Here is a 7748-nt window from a genome sequence, read left to right as displayed (position 1 = left end):
AATTTTATTCGTAAGCAGGTCATTCATAGGTAATATGCTCCATGGATTATTTATATTCTTATAATAAGTTAGCGTTAATTAACTAGTGATAATAATTAAAGAAATATAACCACTAAAATTATAGATAGGGATAAAAAAGTTGCCAATGGACAGAAAAAAACGAGTGTAACAAATTAATTACACTCGTTTTACAATATCGGCTGTAGTGGTCGTAAAACTAAAGAATTTCAGGAATGGAAATACCTAAGCGTTGCATACGTGATAATAAGGTGGTTCTTTTTAATCCTAATTTTAATGCCGCACCTCTGGCACCAGCCACTACACCGTTAGTTTCTCTAAGGGCTTGTATTATCCGCTCACGCTCTTCATCATCACTTTCAGGTGCGCTAGTTTGCATCTTTTTTTCTATGGCTGATGGTTGCGAAAGCACTTGTTTTAAACGAGATGGTTTATTGATATTTAACTCTTTTAGTTGCAAATTTAGCGTAGAGCCTCGAGTTAAAATAACCGCGCGCTCAATAATATTTTCAAGCTCTCGTACATTTCCCGGCCAAGGATAATGGGTTAATTGCTCCAAAGCATGTGTTGGAATACAGTCTATTTTTCTATCCATGCGGCGGGCAATTTTTTGCGTAAAATATTTTGCCAATAAGGGGATATCTTCAGGTCGCTCCCGTAATGGCGGGATAATAATAGGAAAAACATTCAGACGATAATAGAGATCTTCTCGAAATTCCCCTTCATCCGTCAGTTCACATAAATCTTTATTGGTCGCTGCAATTAAGCGTACATCCACAGGAATAACTTTATTACCACCTAATCTTTCAATTTCACGCTCTTGGAGAACCCGTAATAGTTTTGGCTGTAATTCAATGGGCATATCGCCAATTTCATCGAGAAAAAGCGTACTTTTATCTGCCATTTCAAATCGACCCACATGGGCATGTGTTGCACCCGTAAAAGCGCCTTTATCATGTCCAAAAAGATCACTTTCTAACAGACCGGAAGGTACTGCTGCACAATTCATTTTTATCATCGTCTTATTTTTACGATGACTTAAACGATGGATCGCTCGTGCAATTAACTCTTTACCAGTACCTGTTTCGCCTAAGATAAGTACAGTACTGTCACTTTGAGCGACTAACTCAATTTGTTCTAGTACATTATGCATGGCATCGCTTTGATAAATAATCTCGCTAAAACTACCATTTCTATTTATTTGCTCATTAAGCCAAATATTTTCGTTCTTAAGGCTATCTTTAAGGTGAGTTATCTCTTCATAAGCGGCGGCATTTTCAATTGCAATCCCGATGCGCGCGGCAATTTGTTGCAATAATTGACAAGTTTCTTCAGTAAAAACACTACTTATTTCATGCGCTAGGATTAATAAACCTAGCGGTTTACGGTTAAAAGCCAGTGGCAATAACAAAGCCGTCTGCATATTTTGTTTTACGAGACGTTTAATCAAAACATCGTCTTGATCTTCTTTATTGATATCGATTAAAACGGGTTTGTTTTGATGAATAATTTCTTCGGCTTTGTTATTGGCGCTACTGAACTTACGTTGTTGACGAATGACAGATTTTCCTGTCTGATAACGACTAGAATAAAGAATACCTTCATGACTATTTTGTGATGAAGTACGACATAACATCAGACTAATATGATTAAGTCCGAAAAAACGATGTATTTCTTTAGATACTTCAGAAATGAGGCCATCCATGTCTAGATGCGCTAATACAGAATTTGTAATATCGACAAGTATACGATATTGATTCCGCTCACTGCGAAGGCTCTCCATAGTTTCAGCATTGTTACTGCTTAATTTCATGACACCACCGATTGCCCTAAAAAATTAACTATATTGTAATCGCTTTATTATAAATTTATATCAATGACTGAGTCATTTTTGATCCAAACCGCTATTTTCTTATTTAACGGGAAAGTAAAAAATATAAATTTAACAAATCGATATATATTTATTTATATATTGATTGATTAGATCGTCAAAAATGTCGAATAAATTGACGAAATATAATTTTCCTAATTAATAATCATTTTTATTTGCAAATTATTTAATTGAAAAATAAGGATTAGTTAATTTAAAAATAGATTGGCATGAACCATGCTATATCTAATATATAGATACCTAATTGTTATTCTAAATTAGATAATTAATTGCGTTTATCGCCAATATAACGGCTATATATAACAAACAGCAGGAGAATATGATGAACCGTTTCATCATTGCAGACCCTAAAAAGTGTATTGGTTGCCATACCTGTGAAGTAGCATGTGTTGTTTCACATCAGCAAGCTTCCCAAGATAATTTAGCAATCGACCAAATTAGTGAGCAAAATTTCCAACCACGCATTCATGTGGTGAAAGGCTTTTCAATTAGTACCGCAGTTGTCTGCCATCAATGTGAAGATGCTCCTTGTGCCAATGTCTGTCCTAATGGTGCCATTATTCATAATAAAGATTATTACTATGTCGATCAGGATAAATGCATTGGTTGTAAAACCTGTGTCTTGGCTTGTCCTTATGGCACTATGGAAGTGGTTTCTCGTCCGGTTATGCGTAAATTAACCGCTCTCAATACGATTGAAGCATTTAAAGCTGAAGCCAATAAATGTGATTTATGTCATCACCGTGCTGAAGGTCCTGCTTGTGTTGAGGTCTGCCCAACGCAGGCATTAGTCTGTATTGATAGAGATGCACTTGAAGATATGGTTAAAGAGCGTCGTCGTAAAGCGGCTTTTGAAACAGGCGCTGATTTATTGTTCTAAGATCAAGAATAAAGCAACTATGTCCTGATACTATAGTTGCTATTATTTATCCTGCTTCAAGTAAGGTATAGACATGCATGAAATCACGCTTTGCCAGAGCGCATTTGAGATAATTGACTCACAAGCTAAATTAAATAATGCGCAAAAAGTAAAAAGCGTTTGGATGGAGATCAGCGCACTATCTTGTGTTGAAGTCTCTGCACTTGAGTTTTGCTTTGATATTGTTTGTCGAGATACTATCGCACAAGGTTGCCAGCTACATATTGAGGTTATCCCAGCTAAAGCATGGTGTTGGGATTGCCATCAAGTGGTGACTGTTTCGACTTTTAATGCAGGTTGTCCTGCTTGTGGTAGTCAAAATTTGCGGGTTGAGAATGACGATGCAATGCGCATAAAACAAATAGAGATCGAATAGGGGTTGTTATGTGCCTTGGTATTCCAGGTCAAGTTGTTGAAGTGGGAAAAACCATCACTGAAAATGCATTGGTCGATGTTTGTGGTGTTAAGCGTGAAGTGAATATCGCATTAGTTTGTGAAGGCGAGCCTGATACGATGATTGGTAAGTGGGTATTAGTGCATGTGGGTTTTGCCATGAGTATCGTTAACGAACAAGAAGCACAAGAAACCCTTAACGCATTGATGGCGATGGGGGAAGTCGAAGATGATGTGAGTGCTTTTCTCTATGGTGAGGAAAGTACAGCTAAACGTGCTTGAGCAAATTTAATACTATTTGCATGGTTGCTGACTTTTTCTTATACTCTATTTTCACTTTTCAAAGGCTGGGACGACCCAGCTTTTTAATCTGTATATTCAGGGGACGACCCCAATTATCAATAGGGGTAGTAGTTTATGTCTTGGATAATTCTCTTTGTCGCTGGCCTATTAGAAATTGTGTGGGCGGTTGGTCTTAAATACACTCATGGTTTTACCCGTTTAACACCAAGTATTATTACGATCAGTGCGATGATCGTGAGTATGGGGATGTTATCGTATGCGATGAAAGGCTTACCTGCGGGTACGGCTTACGCCATTTGGACCGGTATTGGTGCCGTTGGTACGGCTATCTTTGGTATTATCGTTTTTGGTGAATCCGCCAATATTTATCGTTTATTGAGTTTAGCGATGATTGTTTTCGGTATTATTGGTTTGAAATTGGCGAGCTAATTGTCAGTAATATTCACACAGTTTAGCGATAAAAAAAGCCACTCAATGAGTGGCTTTAATTTTATTTATCAAGCGATTATAGTGTAAAAACACCAATAATTGCGATAACACTAATAATTGCTGCAGCACCATAAAATACCCAATTACTAGCAGGTACATGCACTTTAAAATCGTGCAACGTATGGTGAATACGGTGTAATGCACACCAAACTGGCAGAATAATCATTAGCAGTAAGAAAATACGACCAATAAAACCTTGGCTAAATGCCATGATACGATCGTAAGTAAATGCTTCTGGCGCAATACCCATCGGGATTAGAATACCGAGCAGGATAATAATTGCTGGAGAGACAATCGCACTCCACATACCACCTGCACCAAATAATCCCCAGAAAATAGGTTCATCAGAGCGCTTAGGAAGTTGATTCTGATTCATTATTTCCTCCTGGGTTAAACAATTAGCGCCACTGCCAGAATAACGACAGTCACGACGATGGTTAGACCCCATAAACCACGAACGATAGGCTCTTGTGGTAATTTTTCATCTTTAACGACGATATTAACGGCTTTCGGTGCAAGCTTAAACCAAGTGGCCGTATGGAATACCGTTGCGATAAGGGTCACAATATTAATCAGCATCACTATTGGGTTACTTAGGAATCCAACGAATCCCGCCCAACTTTCTGGTCCATTTTTCAGTGCAAATACACCGAACAGTACAACCAGACTGAACCAAAGTTGTGGTAAACAAGTTCCTTCACGGGTGATGTAGAAACGATAGAAACCGAGTTTCGTCCACCAGTTTGGCTGCATACCACGAACATAAGGCTTACGTTTTGTTGTCATGTCTTGTTTCCTCCTTAACGTGGTTTCAGCATGGCAATGACAAAGTCTTGCGCACTGGCTGCTTTACCCTGCTGAATAGCCGCAGCAGGATCCACATGTTTTGGACAGACTTCAGAGCAGTAGCCCACGAAAGTACAAGACCAGACGCCATTCTCACCATTTAATTGAGGCATACGCTCTTTAGCCCCATGGTCACGGCTATCGGTATTGTAACGTTGTGCTAACGTAATCGCTGCAGGACCAATAAACTCAGGATTTAAACCAAACTGAGGACATGCTGCATAGCATAAACCACAGTTGATACAACCAGAGAATTGGTGGTATTTCGCCATTTGAGCAGGAGTCTGTTTATTTGGACCTTCTGAAGGCTTACGATCATTTCCTAAAATGTAAGGTTTAATCGCTTCTAAGCTTTCAATAAAGTGAGTCATATCGACGACAAGGTCGCGCTCGACAGGGAAGTTACCTAACGCTTCGATTCTCACCCCATTTGGGTAGTCACGCATAAAGGTTTTACAAGCCAGTTTTGGGACTCGGTTAACCATCATGCCACAAGAGCCACAAATCGCCATACGGCAAGACCAACGGTAAGACAGATCTGGCGCTAAGTTATCTTTAATATAACCCAATGCATCCAATAATGAGGTTTGCTCATCGTAAGGCACATCATAAGTGACGAAATGAGGCGCATCATCCGTTTCGGGGTTATAGCGCATGACTTCCATCTTAACGTGCTTCATGTCATCAGCCATTCGCTTTCTCCTTATTCTGCTTGTCTTGTGCAGTCGCTTCACCACCATAGACACGTTTAGCAGGAGCAGATTTGGTGATCTTCACATCGCTATATTCTAAACGCGGTGCACCTTCTGGGTTATAGAATGCCAGAGTGTGTTTAAGGAAGTTCACGTCATCACGCTCAGTACAACCTTCGTCAAGACGTTGGTGTGCACCACGAGACTCTTTACGATTGAATGCAGAATGCGCCATACATTCAGCGACATCTAAACCAAAGCCAAGCTCAATTTTATACAGTAAATCAGTATTAAAGACGCTACTGGTATCTTTAATTTCTACGTGTTTAAAACGTTCTTTTAGTTCAGTCAGTTTATCAATGGTTTTTTGCATTAATTCAGGTGTACGATAGATACCGCAACCTTCTTCCATGGCTTCACCCATTTCATCGCGGATCTGAGCCCAATTTTCAGAACCTTTTTGGTTCATCAGTTTTTTCAAATTGTCTTCGATGTCACGAGTTTGTGCATCTAATGCTGATGCGTTAGCAGGGGTTGCTTCTTGGGCACGACGAACGGCTTCTTCCCCAGCAAGACGACCAAATACTACAAGTTCAGCCAGTGAGTTAGAACCTAAACGGTTAGCGCCATGTAAGCCGACAGATGAACACTCACCCACCGCAAACAGACCTTTAATACGTGTTTCTGTGCGCTGATTAGTCTCGATACCACCCATGGTGTAGTGTGCAGTTGGACGAACTGGAATAGGTTCATTAACTGGATCAACACCCACATACGCTTTTGCCAGTTCACAAATGAATGGTAAACGTTCATGAAGTTTTTTCGCACCCAGATGACGTAAATCAAGATGCACAACATCACCACGGTGAGTTTTAATGGTACGACCCGCGCGCCACTCATGCCAGAATGCTTGAGAAACTTTATCGCGAGGACCTAATTCCATATATTTATTTTCGGGTTTACCTAATGGTGTTTCTGGTCCTAGGCCATAATCTTGTAGATAACGGTAACCATCTTTATTGACCAGAATACCCCCTTCACCACGGCAACCTTCGGTCATCAGAATACCTGAACCCGGTAAACCAGTTGGGTGATATTGCACAAATTCCATATCACGCAGTGGCACGCCATGACGTAAGGCTATCCCCATACCATCACCTGTAACGATACCGCCATTAGTATTAAAGCGATAAACGCGACCTGCGCCACCTGTTGCCATAATGACAGCATTAGCACGAATTTGAACTTTCGTCCCTTCCATCATATTAATAGCAACAACACCACGAGCGTGGCCTTCATCAACAAGGATATCGAGAACGAAATGTTCATCGAAACGTTGAATTTGAGGGTATTTTAAAGAGGTTTGGAACAGGGTGTGTAACATGTGGAAGCCGGTTTTATCGGCGGCGAACCAAGTCCGTTCGATTTTCATCCCACCAAAACGTCGGACGTTGACTGACCCGTCTTCTTTACGGCTCCAAGGACAGCCCCAGAGTTCTAGTTGAGTCATCTCTGTTGGACAATGCTCAACGAAGTAATCAACGACATCCTGCTCACACAACCAGTCACCGCCAGAAACGGTATCATTGAAGTGAAAGTCGTAGGAGTCGTGAGCCTGAGTCACTGCTGCTGATCCGCCTTCTGCTGCCACAGTGTGGCTACGCATAGGGTAAACTTTTGAGATCAGAGCAATTTTCAGTTGAGGATTTGCTTCCGCTGCAGCAATTGCTGCTCGTAAGCCTGCGCCCCCGGCTCCGATTATCGCTATATCGGCATTAAAGGTTTGCACTGCGCTTCTCCATTGTTCAAGTGAAAATTGGAATAATTGTCTAGAATTCAATTCACTGACATTATTAATTTAGTAATGCTATTTTTTTAAGCTATCCGTAACGAAAATGTTTCACTGCCTTGTGACTACGCTTGATAACATCGTTATTATCATTGACTGTAATTTTAGTATAACGAAATGTAAGGTACGGAAATTTGATATGAATGATGGTTTTCCCGTATTTCACAAAAAAAGTGTGATCTACACCAAGAATTCTCGGTTTTACTAATAATTAACCAGATAAACTTGAGCATAAAATAAAATATTTAATTCTAAAATAAAAATAAAGTTAGCAATGAATAATTCGTTTTTAAAGTATAGATAATTTGAATTACAAAGAACAATGGTTTTTTGTTATTGACTGATTTT

Annotated in this window: 9 protein-coding genes; 4 read left to right on the top strand and 5 right to left on the bottom strand. The window is 39.8% G+C overall.

Annotation, left to right across the window (positions count from 1 at the left end):
- Positions 1–217 precede the first annotated feature (217 nt).
- Complete coding sequence (locus AACU98_RS17775; protein WP_004245418.1) at positions 218–1831, bottom strand: sigma 54-interacting transcriptional regulator; 1614 nt, start codon at positions 1829–1831, stop codon at positions 218–220.
- A 400-nt stretch (positions 1832–2231) separates the two neighbouring features.
- Between AACU98_RS17775 and hydN the strand changes: the two genes are divergently transcribed.
- The 4 genes from hydN to sugE all read left to right on the top strand — a co-directional run bounded on the left by hydN (position 2232) and on the right by sugE (position 3953).
- Positions 2232–2789 (top strand): electron transport protein HydN, encoded by a 558-nt coding sequence (gene hydN, locus AACU98_RS17770; RefSeq protein WP_004248867.1) that lies wholly within the window; start codon positions 2232–2234, stop codon positions 2787–2789.
- A gap of 73 nt (positions 2790–2862) precedes the next feature.
- Positions 2863–3204 carry a hydrogenase maturation nickel metallochaperone HypA gene (gene hypA, locus AACU98_RS17765; RefSeq protein ID WP_004245415.1) on the top strand — a complete coding sequence of 114 codons (342 nt, stop codon included), beginning with the start codon at positions 2863–2865 and terminating at the stop codon, positions 3202–3204.
- An 8-nt stretch (positions 3205–3212) separates the two neighbouring features.
- On the top strand, positions 3213–3503 hold the full coding sequence (gene hybG / locus AACU98_RS17760; RefSeq protein ID WP_004245414.1) for a hydrogenase maturation factor HybG: 291 nt from the start codon (positions 3213–3215) through the stop codon (positions 3501–3503).
- 135 nt (positions 3504–3638) lie between these two features.
- On the top strand, positions 3639–3953 hold the full coding sequence (gene sugE, locus AACU98_RS17755; RefSeq protein WP_004245413.1) for a quaternary ammonium compound efflux SMR transporter SugE: 315 nt from the start codon (positions 3639–3641) through the stop codon (positions 3951–3953).
- Positions 3954–4029: 76 nt separating this feature from the next.
- Here sugE and frdD read toward each other — a convergent pair whose 3' ends face one another.
- Genes frdD through frdA form a run of 4 tightly spaced genes read right to left on the bottom strand, consistent with a single transcriptional unit; the run spans position 4030 to position 7340 of the window.
- Positions 4030–4389: a fumarate reductase subunit FrdD gene (gene frdD / locus AACU98_RS17750; protein ID WP_004245412.1), complete on the bottom strand. Its 360-nt coding sequence runs from the start codon at positions 4387–4389 to the stop codon at positions 4030–4032.
- 14 nt (positions 4390–4403) lie between these two features.
- Positions 4404–4799 (bottom strand): fumarate reductase subunit FrdC, encoded by a 396-nt coding sequence (gene frdC, locus AACU98_RS17745; RefSeq protein ID WP_004245411.1) that lies wholly within the window; start codon positions 4797–4799, stop codon positions 4404–4406.
- A 14-nt stretch (positions 4800–4813) separates the two neighbouring features.
- Positions 4814–5551 (bottom strand): succinate dehydrogenase/fumarate reductase iron-sulfur subunit, encoded by a 738-nt coding sequence (locus AACU98_RS17740; RefSeq protein WP_004248868.1) that lies wholly within the window; start codon positions 5549–5551, stop codon positions 4814–4816.
- Positions 5544–7340, bottom strand: a complete 1797-nt coding sequence (frdA, locus tag AACU98_RS17735; protein ID WP_004252782.1) for a fumarate reductase (quinol) flavoprotein subunit — start codon at positions 7338–7340, stop codon at positions 5544–5546. Before frdA ends, AACU98_RS17740 begins: the two co-directional genes overlap by 8 nt.
- Between the last annotated feature and the right edge of the window lie 408 nt (positions 7341–7748).

This window comes from Proteus sp. G4380, from assembly GCF_963885725.1.
GTDB classification, from domain to species: Bacteria; Pseudomonadota; Gammaproteobacteria; order Enterobacterales; family Enterobacteriaceae; genus Proteus; species Proteus mirabilis.
This window is presented reverse-complemented; position numbering and strand designations above follow the sequence as displayed.